Below are 22,784 nucleotides of genomic sequence, written 5' to 3' on the forward strand. Positions count from 1 at the left end.
GTCAGCCGCCGGGTGCGGCGGGCAGCGGCTCCTGCGCGCCGGGCGGCCCGGCGGCGCCGGAGACCGGTCCGGGCCCCTCCGAGGCCGCGGCCAACTGGTCGGCGCCCGGCAGCAGGTGCGGCTGGGCCGACTCCGCCAGCCAGCGCCGCAGCACCCGGTGCACGGCCTCGGCACCGACCAGCGACCGCCCCGGCTCGACCGGAGGCGACAGCTCCAAGGGGGAGAGCAGGAACGCGTCGCTCTGCTCACCGCCCAGCCCGCCGTGCGAGCCGATCTGCTCCTCGAACGCGTGCACCGCACCGGTGGCCGGATCGAGCGCGGAGTTGACCATGATGTCCGGGGCGTGCGGGAACCGTGCCGTACGCAGCAGTGCCTGGCGCGCGCCCGCGCCGAACGGGGCCAGCGGGTCGCGGAGGCCGACCACCTCGCCGGTCTCCAGCCGGTGCTCGCATCCGCCCGCGCCCAGCGCCACCGGTCCGTGCTCGGCGCTCAGCACCACCACGAAGCCGATGCCCGGGTGTTCGGCCAGGGTGGGCAGCAGGGCCGGGCGCAGTTCCTGGATGCGCTCGCGGGTCAGCCGCCCGGGGTGCTCGGGGAAGGAGACCAGCCCCAGGTTGCCGGAGGCCAGCACGACCGGTCCGGTGTCCCGGCGCGGGGTGCGCGGCGCTTCCTGGCCGGACTCCTCGGGGCGGCGCAGGGCCGCGCGCGCCGCGGCCCGCGCCTCCGAGCCGCTGGCCGTCCGCCCGGCGCGGCGGGGCACCTGCAGCCCGCTGCCCGCCCGGATCAGGTCCTCCAGGGTCAGCCCGTACGCGTGCTCGAACGTCTCCCCGAAGCTCTGCCCGTGGTCGGAGAGCAGCACCAGCCGGTAGGGCCGCGGCGCGTGCTCGGCGACCTTGGCGATCAGCCGTACCGAACGGTCCAGCCGCCGCAGCACCTGCCGGGTGTCCCTGCCGCGCGGTCCCGAGTGGTGTGCCACCTCGTCGTAGCCGACCAGGTCGGCGTAGACCGCCGTCCGGCACCTGAGCATGTCCCCGAGTACGGCGGCCACCACCACATCCCGCTCGATGACGGTGGCGAACGCGCGGACGAACGGGTACAGCCCGCCGCGGCCCACCCGCGGCCGTTCCCGGCGCAGCAGCGCGCGGGTGGACTGGACCATCTCGCGGAGCACCTCGGCGACGAACGAGATGGCGGTGCGGGTCGCGTTGGCCGGGTCGGAGAAGTAGGCGAAGTAGCCGGCGCGGGAGCGGGTCTCCTTGCCGCGGCGGGCCGAGATCGACAGGACCAGCGCGACCTGCCGGGCGCCGCCCGTGAACAGGTTGCCGCGGCTGGCACCGTCCTGCGCGAGCAGGCCCGGGTCGCCGGTGCGCTCGACGGCACGGCGCTGGAGTTCGGCCGCGCTGGTGGGCCGGTTGCTGACCACGACCTCGCCCGTCTCCTTCTCGTACCAGCGGAACGCGGGCACGTCGGCGTTGCTGCCGTGCAGGATGCCGAGCTGACTGGCGCCGGTCTGGCTGGACCAGTCGGTGCGCCAGCGGGTGAGCCGGTGGGTGCGCCCGTACAGCGCGGCGACCGCGGGCATCAGCGGCTCGCCGCCGGGCGGCGCCTCCAGCGCCTCCCTGAGCACCGCGTGCCCGAGCCCGTCGAGTTGCAGGAAGACCGTGCCGGGAGTGCGAGGCGGCGTGCCCTGGCCCTCGCGCCGCCTTCTGCGGCCCGCGATCCGGGCCAGCCGGTGCCGGTAGCCCCGGTCGTCGCGGACCGCGAGGAGGGCGTTGGTCGCCGAGGAGGCAGCGGACATGGCGGCGGCCACGACGACGGCCATGGACGGATCGGCGCTGCCCCTGCCGTAGGGGATCAGGGACAGCGCGAGCCACAGCAGCGACCCGTTGAGGAAGAAGACGAGCAGGCCGAGTACCAGCGCCGGCACCAGCAGGAAGGCACGCACCAGCAGCGGCCATACCAGAGCGCTCAGCAGGCCGAAGACGCCTGCGCCGACGGCGGCCGTGATGCCGATGACGGTGGCGCTGTCGCCTTCGGCCGACTGCAACCGGAAATCCGGCAGCACCCCGGCGAGCACCAGCATCGTGAAGGTGCCGGCCAGCCAGACGGCTCCGACGCGGAGCGAGGCCGCGCCCAGCCTGCGCCACGGTATGCGGGGAACGCGCACGTCCGTCAGGTCACCTCCCTCACGGTTGACGGAACAACCTCCACTTTTGCACAGTCTCGTCCGGCGGCAGGAGGGCGCTCGAGGCGTGCGCGAGGCTCACACGGCGCAGCGTCCGCGCGGGGCGGCGTGGCCGGAGGGCACCGGCGACGGAAGCAGCCGGGGCCGGAGACGACAGGGCCAGGGGCACGCGGCGGGACCCGGGGCACAGGCGGGCGGTCCGGGCCCCCGACGGGCGCTTAGGCTCGTAGGGGCCGCAGCAGCCGACGAGGTCCGGGGAGGAGCGCACGTGCCGGTCGAGGTCACCTGGTGGGGACATGCCACCGCCACCGTGCGGGACTCCGGGGTCACGGTGCTGACGGACCCGTTGCTGGTACGCCGGCTCGCCCATCTGCGCCGTCGGCGCGGGGCGCTGCCGCCACCGCACGCGGCGCGGGCCGACCTGGTGCTCGTCTCCCATCTGCACGCCGACCATCTGCACCTCGGCTCGCTCGCCATGCTCGCGCCGGGCACCCGAGTGCTGGTGCCGCGCGGTGCGCTGCGGGCCGTGCCCGGTCTGCGGCGGCTGGCGCGGGTGCTGGAGCTGGTCGAAGTCGTCCCGGGCGACGAGGTCGCGGCGGGCCCGCTGACCGTCCGGGCCGTCCCCGCCGCGCACGACGGGCGGCGGCTGCCGCTGGGCCGGCACACGGCTCCCGCCCTGGGGTTCGTGGTGGCGGGCGAGGAGCGCACCTACTTCGCGGGGGACACCGGTCTGTTCGACGGGATGGCGGAAGCGGTCGGGGCCGTGGACACGGCGCTGCTGCCGGTCGGCGGCTGGGGCCCCTTCCTGGGCGAGGGTCATCTGGACGCGGGCCGCGCCACCGAGGCGCTGGCCCGGCTGCGCCCGCGCAGCGCGGTGCCGGTGCACTTCGGCACGTACTGGCCGGTGGGCATGGACGCGGTCAGGCCGCACGAGTTCCACTCCCCCGGCACCGAGTTCAAGCGGCTGGCGGCGCGGCCCGCGCCGGAGGTCGCGGTACACCTGCTGGGGCACGGGGAGAGCGTGCGGCTGGAGGCGGACAGATGACCGGTGCGCTCCCCGACGGCCTCGGCGCGGTCGTGCACACCGTCTCCGAGGCGGTGGTGCGGCCGCCCGAGTCCACCCAGCAGGCGCTGGGCTACCCCTCACTGTTCCTGCTGGTGGTGCTCGGCTCACTGGTGCCGGTCGTCCCGACGGGGGCGCTGGTCAGCGGGGCCGCCGTGGTGGCGCTCCACCAGAGCGTGCCGGTGCTCGCGCTGCTCGCCGTCTTCGGTGTCGCCTCGCTCGCCGCCTTCCTCGGCGACCTGGGGCTGTACTGGCTGGGCAGGCGCGGCGTCGGCTCCAGGAACGGCTCCCGCTGGCTGACGGCGCTGCGCGAGCGGGCCGCCCCCGAACGGCTCGCGCAGGCCGACGCCCGGCTGCGTACGCACGGGGTGACGGTGCTCGTCGTCTCCCGGCTGATCCCCGCGGGACGGATCCCCGTGATGCTCGCCTGCCTGCTGGCCCGGATGCGGATGCGCGAATTCGCCCGCGGGGACGTCCTGGCCTGCCTGGCGTGGGCCGCCGCCTACCAGCTCGTCGGCGTCGCGGGCGGCTCCCTCTTCCCCCAGCCCTGGGAGGGGATCGCGGCGGCTGTCGCACTGACCCTGCTCCTGAGCGCCGCCCCGGCGGTCTGGCGCCGGTTCCGCGGGCCACGCGCCTCGGAGTAGCCGTGCTGCGGGCCGTCCGGTGGCAGGGGGCGGCGCTTCGTCCCGGAAGCTACGCCGCCTCCAGGACCCTGGAGGCTCCCACCGGGAGATCCCACAGGTCCTCGCGGGGGCGCCCCGCCTCGGCCCAGGCCTTCCGTACCCGGGTGAGCGGCTCCAGCGGGGGCTCTCCGGAGAGCAGGAAGGTGGACCAGTGCATGGGTGCCATCCTGTGCGCGCCCACGTCCTGGCAGGCGCGCACGGCCTCCTCCGGATCGGTGTGCACGGGTCGCAGCATCCAGCGCGGATCGTAGGCGCCGATGGGCAGCAGCGCCAGATCGATACCGGCGAAGCGACGGCCGATCTCGGCGAACCAGTGCCCGTACCCGGTGTCTCCCGCGAAGTACACGCGCTGTCCCTGTGGGTCGGTCAGCATCCAGCCGCCCCACAGGGAGCGGCAGGTGTCGGTCAGGGTGCGCTTGGACCAGTGGTGGGCGGGCACGAAGTCGAAGCGCACCCGGGCCCTGCCGCTGCCCTCCGGTGCCGAGCCGTCCCGCCGTACGGGCAGCTCGGCACCCTCCCACCAGTCCAGTTCGGTGACGGTGGTGAAACCGCGCTTGCGGCACCAGGCACCCAACCCGGCCGGGACGAACAGCGGAGTGGAACGCGGCAGTCTGCGCAGGGTGGGAGCGTCGAGGTGGTCGTAGTGGTTGTGCGAGATGACGACGGCGTCGATCGTCGGCAGGTCCTGCCAGGCCACCCCGACGGGGGTGATACGGGCGGGAGTGCCGAGGATCTTCCGCGACCAGACCGGGTCGGTCAGCACTGTGAGGCCACCGATCCGCACCACCCAGCTGGCGTGCCCGGCCCAGGTGACCGACAGGCCGTCAGGCCCGGGCCCGGGAAGCGGGCCCGGTGCGAAGGGGAGCTGCGGGACCTCTTCGGCGAGGGCCGTCGCGACCGGCCGCATCGCACCCTCGCGGGCGAGCCTGGCCAGCGCCCGGACACCGGGCAGCGGCGAGGTGAGCCGGTGCGCGAAGGAGCGGGGCCAGATCCGACGGGCACCGACCGGGCGCGGCGGGGAAAGGGCGGGCGGGGGCGGCTGCAGGAGCACGTCGGTGGGACCGGACCGGGTGCTTCCCCCGGCGCAGGGCGGAGCCGCGGGCCTCTCGGCGACCGGCTGGACACCGTCCTCTCCGCCGTCTCCCCCGGTATCCGGCCGGGCGGCGGCCTCGGAGGACTCGGTCCCGGACGCGCCGGAGACACCGGACGCGTCGGATGCCCCCGCGGCGGGCGTCGCGGGGGACGGCCCCGACGGCCTCCGGGCCGGGGTTCCGGCTGACGGGGTCTGGGCCGAGGGAGCCCGGGCCGGTCCGGAGGTTTCCGAGGCGGCGGCCCCGTCCGGCCGGGGCGAGGCGGGGGAGGGCTCGGAACGCTGCCCGGTCCGTTCGGTCATCTACTGACAACTCCCATCCGTGAGGTCGACCAGCACCGACTGCACCTGTGCAAACGTCGCGGCGGCTCCCGGCCATTCCTGCGGATGCGGTCGCGCGGTCGCCCCGCTCGTCCCCGCGGCCACCGGCTCGCCCGCACCCCCGTCCTGCTCGGTGGGCCGCGCCGCACCGGGCAGGAGGTCCGTGGCCAGCCGCACCCGCAGCTCTCCCGGGTCGTCGCCGAAGCGGTGCCCGCCCCGTGCGCACGGGCCCAGCCGCCGCACCAGCTCGGCCTCCAGTCGTGCTGCGTCGGTGACACCCCGCGCGGCCAGGCGCGGCCGGAAGGGGTCGAGGTCCACGTACAGGTGGCGGCCCAGGTGCGGCGGGCGGCACACCGCACCCGTCGCGGTGACGGCCCGGTGCAGCGCGCGGGCCGACTCGCCACGCAACCGGGCCGCCTCGTCCCGTCGGGACAACAGCTCGGGAGGCTCCCGCAGGGTGGCGGCGGCCACCGCCGCGACCGGGCCGGGCAGCCCGGTGCCGAGTTCGGCCAGCAGGTGGTGCACACGTTCGCGGAACGTCCGACCGCGCTCCGTGGCGGCGAACCGGGCGATCCCCGGGAACGGTCTCGGGGGCGACTCTCCGTGGCGAGGGCCTGCCGGCGGCGCGTCGTCCATCGCGTCGAGTCCGGCGAGCACCACCACATGGTCGGCCCGGCCCGCCTCGGTGAGCATCTCGGCCGGGCTGACGACGACGGTGTCGTGCGGGTCGTGGGAGGTGTCGCGCCAGGTCTCGTCGCTGACAATCAGCAGTCCCTCGGTGACGGCGGCCTCGCACACCTCGTGCAGCAGCTCGGGCGGTGGGGCGGTGCCGGTGATGTCGTCGGCGACGGAGAGCACCAGCGTGTGCGGGACCTCTCCCGCCTCGCGGGACCTGCGGACCGCCTCCAGCAGCGCGAACGGGTCCGGGATGCCGCCGCACTCCGCGGGCACCGGAACAGTGTGCACCCTCCGGCCCAGCTGTCGCGCCTGGGCCATGTGCCAGGAGGGACACGGATGCGGAAGCAGTACGCTGCCGGGCGCCCGCAGGCCCTCGCCGCCGCCCTCGGGCGCACCGGCCGCGGCCGCCAGCACGGTGAGGAGCAGCAGCGGAGCGCCGGGGGCCACGGCGACCTGCGGAGGGTCGGTCGGCAGTCCGCGGCGGTGCCAGTACGCGCAGGCGGCCGCGCGGACGGCGGCCACGGACGGGACGGCGAGCAGCTCGGCGCACCCTCCCCCGCTCTGGTCCGTGCGCCGCATCACGTGACCTCCGCCGCTTATCGGACAACCTTTCTTGCGTACACCTTCGCAGAAGGCGGTGGCACCGGCAGCGCCGACACGTACGGTTTCGCCGGACACGGCTCGGGCGGCGCGCCGGGCCGCGGGGTCGGGACAGGGGCCACGGACCGGGACGGAGCCGACCGGCGCCGGGGCCGGATGGCGGCGGGCCGGACGACGGCGCCGGGAGCCGGACGTGCGGGCGATCCGGCCGGTACGGGTGAGAGCAGCGAGCGGCCGGCCCGGGCGGCACCCGTGCACGACGGTCCGGTAGTCGAAGCGCGCCGGGGAGTGGAAGCGCGCCCGGCGGTGGAAGCGTCGGTCGGGGCGACATCGATCCGGTCGGGCCCGGCTCCCGCCCGGTGCAGGGGTGTCGGCGGCGCGTCGGCGGGTACGCCGTTCTGTTCCACGGAGTGTGGGAGCACACGGCGCGGACGGGGCGACCCGGAGAAGAGGACAGGAACATGACGCGGTTGGTGCGAGACATCATGACGCCCGCGGCGACGACGGTGCGTCCTGACGCGTCCCTGGTGGAGGCCGCCCAGTTGATGCGCGCACAGGACATCGGGGACGTGCTGGTGGTGAAGGACAGCAGACTGCTCGGGCTGCTCACCGATCGGGACATCACCCTGCGTGCGGTGGCCGACGCGGTGGACCCGCTGAGCGTGAACTGCCTCTCGGCCTGCACTCGCGACCCCGTGACCGTCTCGCCGGACACGGAGCTGCGGACGGCGGTGGAACTGATGCGTACGCACGCGGTACGCAGACTGCCGGTAGTGGACGGCGGTCGGCCGGCCGGGATGGTCAGCATCGGCGACCTGGTGCGGGAGAGCGATCCGGAGTCGCTCCTGGCCCACATCAGCCGTGCCGTGCCGGACTCCGGACCGGAACCGGACGTCGGCGGGGCTGCGGACGAGGGCACCGGAGCACCTCGCGGTGCGGAGGTGAGGCCGCCCGCCGGGCACGAGGACAATCCGCCGCACGCCGGGTGAGCGAGCCGCCGACCGTCCATATTGCGGAATATTCTTGCTCGCGTAGCGAGACAGCGGGCTACAGTGCGCGCATGGCACACGAGACCGCCGTGTACACCCACGGCCACCACGAGTCCGTCCTGCGCTCGCACAGGTGGCGCACCGCCGCCAACTCCGCCACCTACCTCCTCGACGAGCTGCGTCCGCACCACCGGGTCCTGGACATCGGCTGCGGACCCGGCACCATCACGGCGGACCTGGCAGCGCGGGTGCCGCAGGGTTCGGTCACCGGCCTCGACGCGGCGTCCGGAATCCTGGACCAGGCTCGCGCCACCGCCCACGAACGCGGGTTGACCAACACCGCCTTCACCACCGGCGACGTGCACGCGCTCGACTTCACGACCGGCGACTTCGACGTGGTGCACGCCCACCAGACGCTGCAGCACGTGGGCGATCCGGTGGGCGCACTGCGCGAGATGCGCCGGGTGTGCGCGCCCGACGGAGTGGTGGCGGTCCGGGACGCGGACTACGGCGGCATGTTCTGGTACCCGCAGTCCCCCGGCATGGACGCCTGGCTGGACCTCTACCGGCGGGTCGCGCACGCCAACGGCGGCACCCCGGATGCCGGACGGCGGCTGCACGCATGGGCCCGTGCGGCGGGCTTCAGCGACATCACCGTCACCACGAGCACCTGGTGCTTCAGCACGCCGGACGAACGTGCCTGGTGGAGCGGGCTGTGGGCCGACCGCACCGTCGCCTCCGGCTACGCGGCACTCGCCGTCGACGGCGGCCTGGCCGACGAGGACGAACTGCGCGGGATCGCGGAGGCGTGGCGGACCTGGGGACGGGAGGAGGACGGCTGGTTCACGGTGGTGCACGGCGAGATCCTCTGCCGCGCGTGAGCGGCCGCGGCTGCGGCCGGCGGCAACTGCGCCTTCGCGCACCGCGGTTCGGCGGGTCGGGCGGTCCCGTTCTAGGGTGGTGCCATGGATATCCTGGGGACCTCGCTGCGTATCTGCGTCGACGATCTGGACGCGGCCGTGCCGGTGTACGAACGGCTGGCCAGTGCGGAGGCGATGCGCTTCCAGAACGGTCCCGTGGAGGTCGCGGCGGTCGGTCCCTTCTTCCTGATGAGCGGGCCCGAGGAGCATCTCAGCGTGCTCGCCAAGGTCAAGGCGACCCTCGCGGTGAAGGACGTGGACGACGCGCTGGCGGATCTGCACACCGTGGGGGCGCAGATCATCGCGGGACCCAAGGCCACCCCGATCGGCCGTAATCTGGTCGCCCGCCATCCGGACGGCAGCGTGTTCGAGTACGTGGACCGCAAGCAGGAAGCTGCCGAGCAGTAGCAGCACCGCGCTCCCGGTGCGGTTTTTCCACCGGGAGCGCGTGCGGCAGCCTCTCCCGCCCCTCCGGTCCCTACGGCCGCATCCGGAAGTCGTACCGGGCCGGGAGCGGATCGGAGGTGAGCGCCGCCCAGGTGTCGCTCAGCACCTCCTCGCCCTCCCGGAGGTCCTCGACCTCGAAACCGGCCTCGAAGAGCGCACGGGCACCCGCGGTGTCGCCCTGCGCCAGCAGGACCCGGGCGCGCAGCAGTCGGCAGCGGCCACGCTCCTGCTGCTGCCGGGACAGGCTCGTCAGCACCTGCTCGGCGTCCTGCGCCCGGTCCTGGGCCAGCAGCGCTTCCACCGCCTCCGCCACGAGAGCGGTGAGTGCCGCCTCGGCAAGCGGGTCGCTCGGGGCGAGCCGCCCGCGTGCGTCGTGCACGGCCGCCAGGCAGCGCTCCGCCGCACGGGCGTCGTTGCCCTCCTCCCGATCGGCGACGGCCAGGCAGCGCAACGCGAACCAGCGCGCCCCCTGCTCGAGGGACCGCTCCCAACTGCGCACCGCCTGCGAGCGGTCACCGGCGTGCCACTGCGCGACGCCCAGGTGATAGTCCACCTCGCGCCGTGAGGCGGCGCCCGCCACCGCGGAGTTCGGATCCGCGTCGGCGGACTCCAGCAGCTCGCGCCACTCCGGTGCCACCAGCGTGGGCCCCGGCGGAAGATGGTCCGGACCGCCGGGCAGTGCGCCGGTGTGCAGCAGCGCGGTCCACGGCCGCTGCTCCTCGCCCAAGGTCTCCGGCGGGAACGGCGTACCGGGCAGGGTGAAACCGCCGCGCTCCACCTCCAACGCCCCCCAGCCCGAACCCGATGCCAGCCAGCCGTCGGCCGGCCCCCCTTCAGGGGCGACGTCCGCGCAGGGCCGCCAGGCCGCGTATGCCTCCTCCACCGCCCCGCGCGGCAGCGCGCGCTCGAGCCGCTCCTCGGTGTGCGCGCGGGCCGCGGCCCAGTCCGCGCCGTGCACCGTTTCCGGATCGGTGCCGAGCGGACCGTACGCCTCCAGCCAGGCGAACTCGCCGCCCGCTTCCAGCGGCAGGTGTTCGAGCTGGGTGCGGGCCAGCCCCGCCTGGATCTCCACGTACCCGGGTGTGCCCGGCTCGGACAGCCACTCCTGCCAGCGCCTGCCGCCCGGTCCGGCACCCCAGACGAACAGCTTGCGGCCGCGCAGCAGGTCGGTCGAGGTCTGCACCAGGCCCTGCCCCGCCTCATCGAGGGCGGCGATCCACTTCCGCGAGCGTGCGGGTACCTCGTGGAAGTAGTCGGCGGGGAACCGACTGCCCAGCGGATAGGTCAGATCGACGCCCTCCCACTCGGGCACGGGTATCCGGCGCAGCGTGCGCTCGTAGGCGAAGTACCAGCTCTCCTCGGCCGGAGCGAGTACCCGCGTCCCCGGGGTCTCGGTCACCGCGATGTTGGACCACCAGTAGACCGGCACGGTGCGGTGGTGCGGGTTGCGGATCCTGGCACCGACGTAGAGGAAGTCCGACTCCTCCGGCAGCCACAGGTCGACCTGGAACGGGGTGTCCCGCAGCCGCTCCCACTCCCACAGCCGCACCATCGCACCGTCTCCGCCGGGCGCGGGCACCCGGGCCGCGTGCAGGGGTGCGCAGGAGAGCGTCGTATGGCCGGTGGCGCCGATGTTCCACTCGACGCCCCCGGAGAACCAGGCTCCGTTGAGGGCGAAGTCGGCGGGCTGGAAGACCGGGTTCGCATACAGCAGCTCCCGCCCGGTCGGCTTGTGGAACAGAGAGGCGAGGCGGCCGCCGAGGCCCGGGTGGACGGTGGCACGCAGTCGTGCGTTCTCCAGGACGATCGTCTCGAGCGCGGTCGGGGTACGCTGCCGCCCGTAGCCGTCCAGCACGCGGGTGGGCAGCACCGACCGCAGCGGGGCGTAGCCCACCTGGCGAGCCATCTCCGGCGGTAGCGCGGCGCGTTCGGGGCCGTCCAGGACATGGGCCTCGTCCCGCGGCAGCAGGGCGGGCAGCGGGTTCTCGGGACCGAGCGGCGCGGCGGGCAGGGTCCGGGTGCTGCGTCGTACGGTCGTGGCCACGGCAACCTCGCTTCTTCCATACCTCCACGGGCGCCGCCGCCTGACCGGGACCCCCCGATGACCATGGAACACGCTCCGTCGGCCACACGCCAGATCCCTTCCGCCGGCGGCACCGCGCCGCGCTCATGAGGGCCCGAAGCAGTCCCGGGGTGTGGTGCCGAGTGCGCGGCGGAACATGGCGGTGAAGGCGCTGGGGGTGGCACAGCCGACGGCACCCGCCACCGCGGTGACGGGGGTGCCCCGCACGGAGCGAGCGCTCACCCGGCCTCGTGCGCGGTGATCTGCCGCAGCGCGCTCGCGGCCGCGTAGCCGGGCGGCGCCGGAAGATCCGCGAGCCGCCACCCCGGCACCGGGGCCGGATCCTCCAGCGCGCTGACGTAGGTGATCGAGGGGTCCTCACCCAGCCCCGTCCCGGTGCCCTTCAGATACGCCTCCTTCCGGGTCCAGCAGCGCGCGAACACGGACGGCAGCGCCGCGGTGTCCGCAACCGCCGCCAGTTCGGCCTGCTCCCGGGGGTGCAGGGCGGTCATCGTCTCGCGCGCCGTCCCGGCGGTGGGGAACTCCTCGACGTCCACCCCGACAGGCACGGCCGCGAAGGCCAGCAGCACCACGTCCCCCGCGTGCGAGAGGGAGAAGTGCACCGGGTTGCCGGGGACGATCGGCCGCCCGTGCGGGCCCTCGCACACGGGGCAGTCCGCACGGGCCAACCGCACCTGCGCCGGGTCCCGACCGAGCAGCGCGCCCAACTCCCTGCGCAGCGCGAGGTGGGCGACGAGGTAGCGGTCACGGTCCGCGGGCCGGACGAAGGCTGCGGCCCGCTCCCGCTCCGCCTCGGACAGCGGCGCGAGCGCACCGGGAACCCTGGTCGCGGCGGCCTGCTCCGAGACCCGGAGCACGTGAACGGCCGGGGAGCTGGCGGGACCATCGATACCGGGTGCGACGCTCGTCATGCCGTGACCGTACCCGAACAGACGAGTGTGGCGCTGCTCCTTCGAGCTACCGAAACCCCGCCCCGGCAGCGATAACGGCCGACAGGCGGGCGGGTGCGGGCACAACTCCGCAATCCGCTCGGGAACAGCGCTACTCCCCTGTTCCGCCGCCCGCCAGCTCCACCACCACGTCGAGCTGCCCGACGTGGCGCGCGTACTCCTGGAGCAGGTGGAAGAGGATCCAGGCGAGCGTGGGTGCCTCCGCCTCGGTGGGAAAGCGGCCGCCGGCCGCCGCGCGCCGGTCGAGTTGCCCGCCGGCCGTGATCTGCCGGGAACGGTCGCACTGCGCCGAGTACGCCTCCAGCACCTCCTGGGTACTCGTCCCCTCGGGCACCTGCCAGCGGCCCGCGGCTTCGCCCGTGCCGTTGTCGCCCCAGGGGTGGGGTACCGGCTCGGCCATGAAGCCCCAGTTCAGCCAGCGCTGTTCAACGTGCTGGAGGTGCCGGACCAGCTCCAGCGGTGTCCAGCCCGAGGGGAGGCGGGCGGCGCGCAGCTCCTCCTCCGAGAGCTCGGCGGCCTTGCGGAGCAAGGTGCCGCGGTAGTAGTCGAGATACCCCTCCAGCAGGCCGTGTGGGTCGGCCAAAGTGGGGGTTGGTTCTCCTGCGGGCAGCGGCGGAATGCTCATGGCCGCAGCTCCACCGGGGTGATGTCCTCCCGCGCCAGGCCGAAGGTCTGGCAGTAGAGCGAGAGTTCGGCCTCCACCGCGCGCACGATCGTCTCGGCACGGCGGAAGCCGTGCCCCTCACCCTCGAAGGCGAGATAGGCGTGCGGGACTCCCCTCCCCTTGACCTGCTCCAAGAAGCGTTCGCACTGCACCGGCGGACAGATCACATCGTCCAGCCCTTGGAGCAGCAGGAAGGGAGCCGTCGTCCGGTCCGCGTGCTGCAAAGGGGAGCGCTCGCGGTACCGCTCCGGCACCTCGGCGAGCGGGCCGACCAGGGACTCCAGGTACTGGGACTCGAAGTCGTGCGTCTCGCCGGTGGCCCACCCCGTCAGGTCGAGGATGGGATAGGTGACGGTGCCGCAGGCGTACAGGCCCTCCGCGAGCGGGGAGGTGAGCGACGCGGCGCTGGTCCAGCCGCCCGCGCTGCCGCCCCGGATGGCGAGCCGCGCCTCATCTGCTGTGCCCTCCGCCGCGAGGGTGCGGGCCACCACGGCGCAGTCCTCGACGTCCACGATGCCCCACTGCTGCCGGAGACGGTTGCGGTATGCGCGCCCGTAGCCGGTGGAACCGCCGTAGTTGACCTCCGCCACGCCGATGCCGCGCGAGGTGAAGTAGGCGATCTCCAGATCGAGCACCAGGGGAGAGCGGCTGGTGGGTCCGCCGTGCACCCACACCACATAGGGCGGCAGTTCCCCCGCGGGTGCGGTGTGGTCGGGATGGTGCGGGGGGTGGAGGTGGGCGTGGATGTCGCGGCCGTCGGGCCCGGTGAAGGTGCGGCTCTGCGGCTCCGGATAGTAGGCCGGGTCCACCTGGTCCTCGTGGTGCGCTGCCACTACGACCGTATGGCCGGTACGGGTGTCCAGTTCGACGATCTCGTAGGAGGTCCGAGGGCTCGCCGCGATCCCGGCGACGCGGGAATCGACGACAGCGAGCGAGGGCGCCCACTCGGTCCACGGGCCGGCGGCGTCGACCAGTTCGCCCGTCTCCGCGTCCAGGACGCCCAGCCGCTGCGCGCCCCGTCCGTGCAGCGTGGCCACGAGTCCGCCGGGCAGCGGTGCGAACCAGCGCTGTCCGATCTTCCACGCGGCCCCCGCGAACTCCTCCTCGCGCGGACACAGCGGCACTCCCCGCGGTGTGGAGCCGTCCGTTTCGGCGGCCCCCGCATCCACCCGGCGGAGATTCCACCAGCCGCTCACGTCGGAGGCGATCAGCAGCGTGCCGTCGGAGGCGAACTCCGCCTGCGCCACCGACTCCTCGGGACCGCCCGCGACGGCACGCGGAGGTTCGAGGCTGCCGTCACCGCTGATCCGTGCGGTCATCACGCGGGTACCGTCCCACGGCATCGCGGGGTGGTTCCACGCCAGCCAGGCCAGGCGCTCGCCGTCCGGGGAGAGCCGCGGGCCGCCCAGGAACCGGTCGCCGTCCCCGGTCAGCTCCCGTACTCGGCCACGGTCGGCGGCGGCCGAACCGTCCAGCGGTACGGCCGCCAGTACCCTGCGCAGTTCGGTGGGGCCCTCACCGGTGAACTCCTCCAGTACGCACCACACCTCACCGCGCTCGACCAGCACCACCGGATCGCACCAGCGCAGCCCGTCCTCGGTGACGTCGGAGAGCGGGGTCAGCGGGCGGGGCGCGGCGTCGGCGGCGTCGGGCTCTACGGCGTAGAGCCGCTGGTCGGCGAAGTGGGTGAAGACGATCAGCGGCCCACCGCTGCTGCGGGCCGCACCGGCCCAGGGCAGACCGCCGTACTCGATCACCCGGTTCCGCACGTTCCAAGGTGCGGGCAGCACGCTGACCGGGGACTGCCGCCCGTCGGCAGGCAGCCGCAGCAGAGCGCGCCGGCCGCCTTCCTCGGGGCGCGGCTCGGTCCACCACAGCTCGCCGCCGACGGAACCGAGGAAATCGGGTCGCCCGTCGTGCGCGGCGACGAGTCCGGCGTCGATCGGAGAGGGCCAGGTGCCGTAGGGGGCCTGGACGGGCATGGGGTCAGCCTCCTGACGGGGTCGTGGTGTCACGGCCGGCCCTGCGGTCGTCGCCGGCCGGGTCGCCGCCGGTGGCGGAAGAGCGAGAGGGGGCGCTCGACCGCGCTGCGGTGCCGAGCAGGGTGCGGTCCAGGACACGGACGCCGAAGTGCAGCGCCTCCACGGGCACACGTTCGTCCACGCCGTGGAACAGCGCCTGGTAGTCGAAGCCTTCGGGGAGCTTGAGCGGGGTGAAGCCGTAGCCGGCGATACCGAGCCGGGAGAACTGCTTGGCGTCGGTGCCGCCGGACATGCAGTGCGGCACCGCGTGCGCGCCCGGGTCGAAGTGCTCGAGCGCCTCGGTCATGGCGGCGAACAGCGGCGTTTCCAGCGGTGCCTGGAGCGGGATCTCCCGGTGCTGGAACTGCCAGTCCACGTCGGGGCCGGTGAGCGCGTCGAGCGTGGCGTGGAACTCCTCCTCGGCGCCGGGCAGCATGCGGCCGTCCACCCGCGCGGTGGCCGTCCCCGGGATCACATTGACCTTGTAACCGGCCTCCAGCACCGTGGGGTTGGCGCTGTTGCGCACGACCGGCTCGACCAGCGCGGCGGCCGGGCCGAGTGCGGCGAGCAGCGCGTCCACCTCGGCGTCCGGCGCATCGGGGCGGAGCGGGCGCAGCCCGTGCAGTTCGGCGAGGCGGACGAGCGCCGCCCGCACCGTCGGGGTCAGCCGCACCGGCCATTCGTGCTCGCCGATGCGGTGGACGGCGGCGGCGAGCCGGCTGACGGCGTTGGCGCGGTTGACCTTGGAGCCGTGTCCCGCCCGGCCGTGCGCGGTCAGCTTGAGCCAGGCCGTGCCGCGTTCGCCGGCCGCCACGGGGTAGAGGCGCATTCCGGGACCGGCGTGGAAGGTGAAGGCGCCGGACTCGCTGATGCCTTCGGTGCAGCCCTCGAAGAGTTCGGGATGCTCCCGCACCAGGAAGTCGGAGCCGAACTCGGCGCTGTCCTCCTCGTCCGCGGTGAACGCCAGGACGATGTCGCGCGGCGGCCGCACCCCGGCCCGGGCCCAGGCGCGGGCCAGCGAGAGGGCCATGGCGTCGGCGTTCTTCATGTCGATGGCGCCACGGCCCCACACCACGCCGTCGCGGACCTCTCCGGAGAAGGGGTGCACTGTCCAGTCGGCGGGCTCGGCCGGGACCACGTCGAGGTGGCCGTGCAGCAGCAGTCCCCCGGCTGCCGGATCGGTGCCCTCGATCCTGGCCACCACGTTGGTCCGGCCGGACTTCTTCTCCAGCAGCCGGGGTTCGATTCCCGCATCGGCCAGCGCGGAGGCGACGTACTCGGCTGCCGGGCGCTCGTTGCCCTCTCCTGCGCCGTGGTTGGTGGTGTCGAGCCGGATCAGTTCGGAGGTGGCACGCACCACCTCGTCGAAGACCTGCGCGTCGAGGTGTCCGCCGTCCGCCGGAGCTGCCCTTCCGCCTTCTTCCCGTGCTGCCCGCTCAGCCATACTGTTCCTCCACTGCGGCGGAGACGACGGTCGTGACGGCCTTGAAGCAGCGGATCATGTCGTAGGCTCCGGCCGAGGTGAAGGCCACACGGCGTTCGCCGCAGCGCTCGACACCGGGCACCACGGTGGCAGCGCCCACCAGGTGTTCGGCGTCGAACTCCAGCTCCACGGTGTGCGGCTCGGGCTCCGGCGGAGTGCGGCGCCCGGCCAGCGGGAGGGCACGCCGGGCGGCATCCCGAATATCGGCCGCGGTACGGGCCGGAGGGCGGCACACCGCGGCGTACCGCGACACGTAGTCCTTGACGGCGACGCCCAGCGCGTCGGGCGCATAACCCTTGGCGTCCTCGACGGTGCGGTCGTCGCCGGTCACCAGCACGACGGGGACGCCGAACTCTGCCGCCACCAGGGTGTTGAGGCGGCCCTCGTCGGCCCGTACCCCGTCGGCCCACACGCCGGTCAGGGAGTTGGCGAGGTAGGTGTGGGCGAGGACGCCCTCGCTGCCGGCACCGGTGTGGTAGCCGATGTAGGCGATGCCGTCCACGTCGCCATGCTGGATGCCTTCGACCATCGACAACGCCTTGTGCCGACCGGTGATCATCTCGGCCCGCTCGTCCAGCTGTTCCAACAGGAGGTTGCGCATCGTCCAGTGGGCCTCGTTGATGAGTACCTCGTCAGCGCCCGCCTCGAAGAAACCCCGGACGGCGGCGTCCACGTCCGAGGTGAACATCGACCGGCAGCGCTCCCACTGCGGGGTTCCCGGCAGGACGTCCGCCGGCCAGGTGACTCCCGTTGCGCCCTCCATGTCGGCGCTGATGAGGATCTTCATGCCCGGCACGTTACGCCGTGGCCAACCGCCATGACACCCCTGTGGATAACTCCACTGGTCCACACCAGCCGATTTCACCCGGGCAGGCGAGGATCTTCCCCACATCTCCCGCTGACCTGCGCGTTCCACGCCGCGAGCGTGGGATCGTCCGGGCTCGCCGGCCGATGCACCTCCACCACGGGGCAGCCCAGTTCCCGGATCCGGGAGGCTGCCGGCGCCGCCGCCGCGCGGGCCGGACGGCCGAGGAGCCGCGGCAGTCGCGCGCCCAGCTCGGTCGCCTCCGGAAACCAGCGGTGGTGGCCGAACGACGGCACGACCCTGGCCCCCCGCAGCGCCCGCTGCCGCTGGAGCCGGGCGGTACCGGTGGCGAGCACCAACAGCCGTACGGGCGCGGGAGCGGCCAGCGGGTAGCTCCACCACAGCACGTCGGCACGGCCCCGACCGGGCACCCGAACGCGGGCCCGCCCCGCCATGGCCGCGCCGGACCCCGTCAGGTCTCCGGCCCCGTCGAGCCAGTGGTGATCACCCGCACGTGCGGAGGCGTTCAACGCGCCCGTCACCGGCAGGATGTCGGCCGCCGGGGCGCCGAGCACGTCCTTGCGGCGGTGTCCGAACAGCGCGCTCGCGCCACTGCCCCAGTGCACGACGGTGCCCCGCACGCCGATGCCGACCGCCGCGAGTGGAAGGCAGCCGCGGACGGCGACCAGGGTCTCCAGCGCGCAGGGACCGGTCCGGCGGATCCCACGGTCAGCGTCCGGCTCGCTTCCCATGAACCAGTCCTCTCTTCCGGCGGCGGCCGCTCCCGCCACGCCGGGCAGCCCTCACCACCGTAGAGCCGGACGGAAACGGCGGGAGAGGCAACGCCCGAACGGGGGACGCGACGGGGGCGCGGTCAGCGCGTCGACCACCCCGCCGACAGCCCCCGGCGCGTCGGGAAGCCGCGCCGGGGGCTGCCCGGTCGGTGGTCGCTCCGGTCTCTCCGGCCCGTCCCGTCGCTCCGATCAGGCCGAGCGCTTCCGACGGTCCGGTCACTCCGGTCTGTCAGTCCTCGTGCCCCAGTTGCAGGTCGCGTTCGGTGCGCCCGCCGCCCGCGATCTGCAGCACGGTCGCGACCGGCGGATAGCCCGCGGCCACCACCGTGTACTCGCCGGAGGCCAGGTCGACGAAGCGGAAGATACCGTCGGCGCCGGTCGTCGCGGTGTCGACGACGTTCCCCGCGGCGTCCAGCAGGGTGACCCGCGCGTCCTCCACGGGCCGCCCGCCGGAGGCCCGGACGGTGCCGCGCAGCACGGCGCCACCGGCGAGTTCGACGTCCTGCCTGGTCTCACGGGACGCCTGGACGGAGACCGGGAGGGCGGCGGGGCGGTAGACGGGAGCGCTGGCCGCCAGCGTGTACTCACCGGCGACCAGTTCGGAGATGACGTAGCCGCCCTCCCGGCTGCTGCGGGTGGTGGCGACGACCTCGCCGCGCACGTCGGTAAGGGTGACGATGGCGTCCTTGACGGGGTTGCCGTCGGCCGTGAGCACACTGCCCGCCAGCCGGCCCGCCCCGCCGAGGACCACGTCGAGGTCGACGGGGCGTTCGCCCACGCTGACGCTGACCGCCCGCGGCTGGTGCCCGCCCGCCGAGGCGATCAGTACGTAGGAGCCCTCACCTGGGGTGCTCAGCGCGTACCGCCCGTCCTCACCGGTGGCCCCCCGCCCGATCTGTCGTCCGGCGGTGTCCACCAGGGTGAGCGCCGCGCGGGGAACGGCGGTGCCGTCGTGGTGCCGCACGGCGCCGCAGACCGGAACACCGGCGGCGTAGGGCGCCGGCGCGGGCTGCGGGCCGGCGCCGTCGGGCGCGGATGCTGCGGGTGCTTCGGCGCTGCGGGCCGGAGGCACGGACGTGTGCTGGGACACCAGTGGTTTCTCCTTGAGAAAGAGGGACAGTGCCAGCCCGAGGACGAGCACCGGAACGAGGTAGAGGAAGATCCGCGGCATCGCTTCCGCGTACGCCTCGATGTAGCCGTCGCGCAGCGGTGCGGGCAGTGCGCGCACGAGTTGCGGGGTCAGGGAGTCGGGGTCGGGCAACTCGCCCTGGTCCCGGGGGAGCTTCCGGGCGAGCGCGTCCGCGAGCCGGTGGGCGAGCAGGGTGCCGAACAGGGCGGCCCCGATGCTGCCGCCGATCTGCCGGAAGTAGTTGTTGGCGCTGGTGGCCGCGCCGATGTCGGTGGCCCGAGCCGAGTTCTGCACGGCCAGCACCAGCACGGGCAGCACGAAACCGATTCCGAGACCGAGGATGCCCGACCAGATGCCGAACATCTGCCGCGAGGTGTCCGCGTCCAGCTTGGAGAGCAGCCACATCCCCTCGGCGGAGAGGGCGCAGCCCAGCACGGGGAAGACCTTGTAGTGCCCGGTGCGGGTGATGAGCTGGCCGGAGAGCAGGGAGGAGACGACGACCCCGGACATCAGCGGCAGCATCAGCAGTCCCGAGGTGGTGGCACTGACGCCCTCGACCATCTGCAGGAAGCTGGGCAGATAGCTGGCGGCGCCGAAGAGCGCGATACCGATGGCCGCGCCCACCAGACCGGTGACGTTGAAGACGGAGTCCCGGAACAGCCGAAGCGGAAGGATGGGTTCGGGCGCGTAGTGCTCGGCGACGAGGAAGAGCCCCCCGCTGACGACGGCGCCGGTGGCCAGGCCGAGGATGACGCGGTCGCCCCAGTCGTAGGTCGTGCCGCCCCAACTGGTGAGCAGGACCAGACAGGTGGAGAAGGCAGCCATCAGCAGCGCGCCGAGGATGTCGAGCCGGGGCCGCACCCGGGGCCTGGGCAGGGTGAGGGCGAGCGCGGTCACCAGGAGAGTGAGCAGGCCGACCGGGACGTTGAACCAGAAGCACCAGCGCCAGGACAGGTCGTCGGTGAACCAGCCGCCCAGCAGCGGACCGGCCACCGAGGCGAGCCCGAAGGCGGCGCCGATTAGGCCCATGTACCGGCCGCGGTCGCGGGCGGGTACGACGTCCGCGATGATCGCCTGCACCCCGATCATCAGTCCGCCGGCTCCGGTGCCCTGCACGGCGCGGTAGACGATCAGCTCCTCCATGGAACCGGACCACCCGGCGAGGGCTGAGCCGACGGTGAAGACGCCGATGGCGAAGAGGAAGAGGCCCTTGCGGCCGAAGAGGTCGCCGAGCTTGCCGTAGACGGGCAGCACGATGGTCGCGGCCAGGAGGTAGGCGGTGACGGCCCAGGACATCCGGCGCAGGCCGTCGAGTTCGCCGACGATCTTGGGGAGAGCCGTGGCCACGATGGTCTGCTCGAGCGCGGCCAGCAGCATGGCCAGCATCAGCGCCCCGAAGACGAGCCGGAGACGGCGCGGTGACAGCAGCGCGTGCGGCGGGCCGCCGTCCGGCGCCGCGGCCCCCTGGGCCACGGCTTCCTGGGCCGTGGCCCCCTGGGCCGTGGCCTCCTGGGCCGTGCTCTGCGCTGCGGCGCCCTGCGGAGCTTCCCGCGGGATCCGCTGGGTCGGGTGCGGCGCTCGGGCGTCGGCCAGGTCGCCCCCGGAGGCGGCCGCCGGCGCGGGCCGGACCGCTCCGTACCCCGGGGCGGCGGAGCCCGTCGATCCGTACTCCGCCGGCCCGGCCGACGCGGCACCTGCGCCTGCCGGGGAGGCGCCCGGGGTCGTCAGCGGGTCGGCGGGGCCCGGCGCGGGCGCCGGGACAGGCGTTGCCGCTGCCGGGGCCGCGGGCCGGCCCGGCAGCTCCACGGTGACCTCGACCGCGGCCGGAGCTGCGGCGGCCACGGGTCCGGAGTGCTGAAGTCCCCTGCCGGATACGGGGTTTCCGTCACCCCTGGTGTCGAGGGTCGCCCCGCCGGTACCGCCCATCCCACTCCCCTTGCCGCTGCTTCTGGGGGAGTATTTCTCGCATTGCACGACAAGCGCGTTCAAGTACGGTTCAGGTGCGCGTCGTGGGACGGATGGGGCTCAATTCGGTTGCCCGGGGCGCCTGTCGGGCTGCCGATCAGGGGTTTTCCTGTGACGGACCGCCGTCTGCGGCAGCGGCGCCCCCCACCGGAAACCACCCGATCCGGTGAGGCGCGCCGCGCGTGCCGAGAGGCGGCGGACGGTCAGCCGCCCTGCTCCGTCCTGGCGGCAAGCCGCTGGAGCACATCGTCGTAGATGCGGGCCAGCCCCTTGGGCGCGAAGGTCCGCTCGAAGAAGCCGCCGATGCCGCCCGCGCCGTTCCAGACGGTGGTCACCGTGACCCGGGCGGTCTTCTCCCGACTGCCGGGGGTCACCCGCCAGGTGGTCACCATCGAGGAGTTGCGGTCGGTCTCCACCAACTCGCCGTCGGCGGGCTCGGTGACGTCGAGCAGGCAGTCCCGGACGCGCTTGCTGGTCGCCTGGAGCTTCCAGTGCACGAGCGTGCCCTCGCCGTCGCCGCCCTCCCTGACCTCGTACTCGCTGAAGGGCGCGGGGAGCAGTTCGGCCCGGGTCCCGCTGTAGTCGGCGAGCGCGTCGAACACCTCGTCGGGTCCGGCCGCGATCTCCCGCTGCGTGGTCGCCTCGACCTGCGCCATGACTCCTCCTGTGACTGGACGGCCTGTGATCGGGGTGGCCAGCCAATCACCCCCGGGTCGGCTCCCCAAATCGAGCTTGACACTTTCCGTACGAACGCGTGTTCTATTCTGGAACCACGGAGAGCAACAGTGGAGCAAGAAGGACGCGACACCACCACCGAGGAGGCCGCGCATGCGCTGGGACGAGCTCAAGGACACCGACGAGCACAGCCGGGACGCGGCGCCCGCCCTCTTCGGCGCTTCCGCCGTGACGCGCCGCACCTTCGACACCCCCGAGTTCCGAGGGATGACCTTTCACGAGATCCGGGCCCGCACCCTGGTGAACAAGGTGCCCGGCGCCTCGCGCATGCCGTTCGAATGGACGGTGAACCCCTACCGCGGCTGCTCGCACGCCTGTGTCTACTGCTTCGCCCGCCGGACCCACAGCTACCTGGATCTCGACCCGGGTGAGGGCTTCGACACCCAGATCGTGGTCAAGGTGAACGCGCCCGAGCTGCTGCGCAAGGAACTGAGCAGCCCACGCTGGCGGGGCCGGCACATCGCCATGGGCACGAACGTCGACTGCTACCAGCGGGCGGAGGGGCGGTACCGGTTGATGCCGGGCATCCTCACGGCCCTGCGCGACCACGCCAACCCCTTCTCCCTGCTCACCAAGGGCACCCTCGTCCTGCGCGACCTCGACCTGCTGCGCTCGGCCGCGGCCGTCACGGACGTCGGCGTCTCGGTGTCGGTCGGATTCACCGACGAGGAGCTGTGGCGCACCGTCGAGCCGGGCACCCCGGCGCCGCAGCGGCGGCTGGATGTCGTACGACGGCTCACGGAGCACGGCATCCCGAGCGGGGTGCTGATGGCGCCGGTGATTCCCTTCCTCGGCGACTCCCCCGCACAACTGCGGACCACGGTCCGGGCCCTGGCCGCCGCCGGGGCGTCCTCCGTCACACCGCTCGCGCTGCACCTGCGGCCCGGGGCGCGCGAGTGGTTCTTCCGCTGGCTGCACCAGCACCACCCGGGGCTGGTGCGGCACTACGAGGCGCTCTACGCGGACGGTGCGTACGCACCCAAGTGGTATCAGCGCCGCATCACCCGGCAGGTGCACGAACTCGCCGCCGAGTACGGCGTGGGCCCCGCGGGCCCCGGCACCGCCCGGCGGACGGCGCCGCCCGCTCCGGCGGACGGCGGCAGCAGCAGCGGCGGCAGCGGGGACGCCCGTGAGGAGTCGGCGGCGGAAAACCGCTGCACTCAGCTCACCCTGCTCTGA

General features: G+C 73.9%; 18 protein-coding genes and 1 pseudogene. 6 read left to right on the forward strand and 13 right to left on the reverse strand.

Annotated features, from left to right (window positions below):
- Nucleotide 1 precedes the first annotated feature (1 nt).
- Nucleotides 2-2,167 (reverse strand): phage holin family protein, encoded by a 2,166-nt coding sequence (locus tag P2424_RS20145; protein ID WP_276477155.1) that lies wholly within the window; start codon nucleotides 2,165-2,167, stop codon nucleotides 2-4.
- Nucleotides 2,168-2,453: 286 nt separating this feature from the next.
- Between P2424_RS20145 and P2424_RS20150 the strand changes: the two genes are divergently transcribed.
- Together P2424_RS20150 and P2424_RS20155 are read left to right on the forward strand one after the other, a co-directional pair.
- On the forward strand, nucleotides 2,454-3,230 hold the full coding sequence (locus P2424_RS20150) for an MBL fold metallo-hydrolase (RefSeq protein WP_276477156.1): 777 nt from the start codon (nucleotides 2,454-2,456) through the stop codon (nucleotides 3,228-3,230).
- The gene (locus tag P2424_RS20155) at nucleotides 3,227-3,892 is read left to right on the forward strand and encodes a VTT domain-containing protein (protein ID WP_276477157.1); all 666 of its coding nucleotides are present in this window, start codon (nucleotides 3,227-3,229) and stop codon (nucleotides 3,890-3,892) included. Before P2424_RS20150 ends, P2424_RS20155 begins: the two co-directional genes overlap by 4 nt.
- 49 nt (nucleotides 3,893-3,941) lie before the next feature.
- Here P2424_RS20155 and P2424_RS20160 read toward each other — a convergent pair whose 3' ends face one another.
- Together P2424_RS20160 and P2424_RS20165 are read right to left on the reverse strand one after the other, a co-directional pair.
- The gene (locus P2424_RS20160) at nucleotides 3,942-4,982 is read right to left on the reverse strand and encodes an MBL fold metallo-hydrolase (RefSeq protein WP_276477158.1); all 1,041 of its coding nucleotides are present in this window, start codon (nucleotides 4,980-4,982) and stop codon (nucleotides 3,942-3,944) included.
- 342 nt (nucleotides 4,983-5,324) lie between these two features.
- Nucleotides 5,325-6,599 (reverse strand): aminotransferase class I/II-fold pyridoxal phosphate-dependent enzyme, encoded by a 1,275-nt coding sequence (locus tag P2424_RS20165; RefSeq protein ID WP_276477159.1) that lies wholly within the window; start codon nucleotides 6,597-6,599, stop codon nucleotides 5,325-5,327.
- 482 nt (nucleotides 6,600-7,081) lie between these two features.
- Here P2424_RS20165 and P2424_RS20170 point away from each other — a divergent pair, with 482 nt between their 5' ends.
- The 3 genes from P2424_RS20170 to P2424_RS20180 all read left to right on the forward strand — a co-directional run bounded on the left by P2424_RS20170 (nucleotide 7,082) and on the right by P2424_RS20180 (nucleotide 8,937).
- Nucleotides 7,082-7,609 carry a CBS domain-containing protein gene (locus P2424_RS20170; RefSeq protein ID WP_346660108.1) on the forward strand — a complete coding sequence of 176 codons (528 nt, stop codon included), beginning with the start codon at nucleotides 7,082-7,084 and terminating at the stop codon, nucleotides 7,607-7,609.
- A gap of 71 nt (nucleotides 7,610-7,680) precedes the next feature.
- Nucleotides 7,681-8,490: a methyltransferase domain-containing protein gene (locus P2424_RS20175; protein WP_276477160.1), complete on the forward strand. Its 810-nt coding sequence runs from the start codon at nucleotides 7,681-7,683 to the stop codon at nucleotides 8,488-8,490.
- 84 nt (nucleotides 8,491-8,574) lie between these two features.
- A complete protein-coding gene (locus P2424_RS20180; RefSeq protein ID WP_276477161.1) occupies nucleotides 8,575-8,937 on the forward strand; it encodes a VOC family protein in 363 nt (120 codons plus the stop codon).
- A 70-nt stretch (nucleotides 8,938-9,007) separates the two neighbouring features.
- Here the strand turns inward: P2424_RS20180 and P2424_RS20185 are convergent, their stop codons facing one another.
- From P2424_RS20185 to P2424_RS20230, 10 genes and pseudogenes are all read right to left on the reverse strand, one after another.
- Complete coding sequence (locus P2424_RS20185; RefSeq protein WP_276477162.1) at nucleotides 9,008-11,020, reverse strand: DUF5107 domain-containing protein; 2,013 nt, start codon at nucleotides 11,018-11,020, stop codon at nucleotides 9,008-9,010.
- Between the two features lie 123 nt (nucleotides 11,021-11,143).
- Nucleotides 11,144-11,260, reverse strand: a pseudogene (locus P2424_RS20190) (AraC family transcriptional regulator); the annotation flags it as partial.
- Between the two features lie 17 nt (nucleotides 11,261-11,277).
- Nucleotides 11,278-11,970: a 4'-phosphopantetheinyl transferase superfamily protein gene (locus P2424_RS20195; protein WP_276477163.1), complete on the reverse strand. Its 693-nt coding sequence runs from the start codon at nucleotides 11,968-11,970 to the stop codon at nucleotides 11,278-11,280.
- Nucleotides 11,971-12,100: 130 nt separating this feature from the next.
- Nucleotides 12,101-12,634 (reverse strand): DinB family protein, encoded by a 534-nt coding sequence (locus P2424_RS20200; protein ID WP_276477164.1) that lies wholly within the window; start codon nucleotides 12,632-12,634, stop codon nucleotides 12,101-12,103.
- Nucleotides 12,631-14,655, reverse strand: a complete 2,025-nt coding sequence (locus tag P2424_RS20205; protein ID WP_276477165.1) for a prolyl oligopeptidase family serine peptidase — start codon at nucleotides 14,653-14,655, stop codon at nucleotides 12,631-12,633. The genes P2424_RS20200 and P2424_RS20205 overlap by 4 nt, the downstream gene beginning before the upstream one ends.
- Before the next feature lie 4 nt (nucleotides 14,656-14,659).
- The gene (locus tag P2424_RS20210) at nucleotides 14,660-16,138 is read right to left on the reverse strand and encodes a M20/M25/M40 family metallo-hydrolase (protein WP_276477166.1); all 1,479 of its coding nucleotides are present in this window, start codon (nucleotides 16,136-16,138) and stop codon (nucleotides 14,660-14,662) included.
- Nucleotides 16,131-16,964, reverse strand: coding sequence for a M55 family metallopeptidase (locus P2424_RS20215; RefSeq protein WP_276477167.1), 834 nt, complete (start codon nucleotides 16,962-16,964; stop codon nucleotides 16,131-16,133). The genes P2424_RS20210 and P2424_RS20215 overlap by 8 nt, the downstream gene beginning before the upstream one ends.
- Nucleotides 16,965-17,038: 74 nt before the next feature.
- Nucleotides 17,039-17,734: a hypothetical protein gene (locus tag P2424_RS20220; RefSeq protein ID WP_276477168.1), complete on the reverse strand. Its 696-nt coding sequence runs from the start codon at nucleotides 17,732-17,734 to the stop codon at nucleotides 17,039-17,041.
- 271 nt (nucleotides 17,735-18,005) lie between these two features.
- Nucleotides 18,006-20,747, reverse strand: a complete 2,742-nt coding sequence (locus tag P2424_RS20225) for a DHA2 family efflux MFS transporter permease subunit (protein ID WP_276477169.1) — start codon at nucleotides 20,745-20,747, stop codon at nucleotides 18,006-18,008.
- Nucleotides 20,748-21,073: 326 nt separating this feature from the next.
- On the reverse strand, nucleotides 21,074-21,526 hold the full coding sequence (locus P2424_RS20230) for an SRPBCC family protein (protein WP_276477170.1): 453 nt from the start codon (nucleotides 21,524-21,526) through the stop codon (nucleotides 21,074-21,076).
- Between the two features lie 172 nt (nucleotides 21,527-21,698).
- On the opposite strand from P2424_RS20230, the gene P2424_RS20235 reads away from it, so the two are divergent.
- Nucleotides 21,699-22,784, forward strand: a complete 1,086-nt coding sequence (locus tag P2424_RS20235) for an Rv2578c family radical SAM protein (protein WP_276477171.1) — start codon at nucleotides 21,699-21,701, stop codon at nucleotides 22,782-22,784.

The sequence above is a fragment of the Streptomyces sp. WMMB303 genome, from assembly GCF_029351045.1.
GTDB lineage: Bacteria > Actinomycetota > Actinomycetes > Streptomycetales > Streptomycetaceae > Streptomyces.